1 protein-coding gene is annotated in these 430 nt (G+C 66.3%); it reads right to left on the reverse strand.

Annotated features, from left to right (window positions below):
• On the reverse strand, positions 1-430 hold a 430-nt coding region (locus U5805_RS31640; RefSeq protein WP_322107407.1), incomplete at its 5' end, for a transposase.

Raw genomic sequence — 430 nt, forward strand, 5'->3', positions numbered from 1 at the left:
TCAGGCCCACGCCAGTCGAAGTGGGCTCATGTGCGCCGTGAGCGCTTGATCCGCTGGTATGCGACAGCGGACGGCAGCCATCAGGTGAAGTAAAAGGCGCGCCAGCGCCAGTGCGATCTTCTTCATGTTCTGCGCTGCGGCGCCTAGCAGACACTGCTCCATCACGCGCTTCAGACCGCGCATGCGTGCATAGCGGTGCCCATGCAGCTGTTTGGCATCAGCGAAGCTGCGCTCCACCGTTTCCTTGCGACGTCGGTAGATGCGTCGGCCCCACTCGGTCAGACGCCTTGCTTCGACCCGCTCCTTCGCGCGCTCCCAGACGTGGCGCACCACCAGCTTCACCGCATTGGCGCTGCTCGTGCACTGCGTGCGCACCGCGCAGCGCCGGCACACGGCGGGGTCCGACCGGTACTCCCGGTAGCCCACACGG

Source organism: Paraburkholderia sp. J41 (assembly GCF_905220235.1).
Taxonomy (GTDB): domain Bacteria; phylum Pseudomonadota; class Gammaproteobacteria; order Burkholderiales; family Burkholderiaceae; genus Paraburkholderia.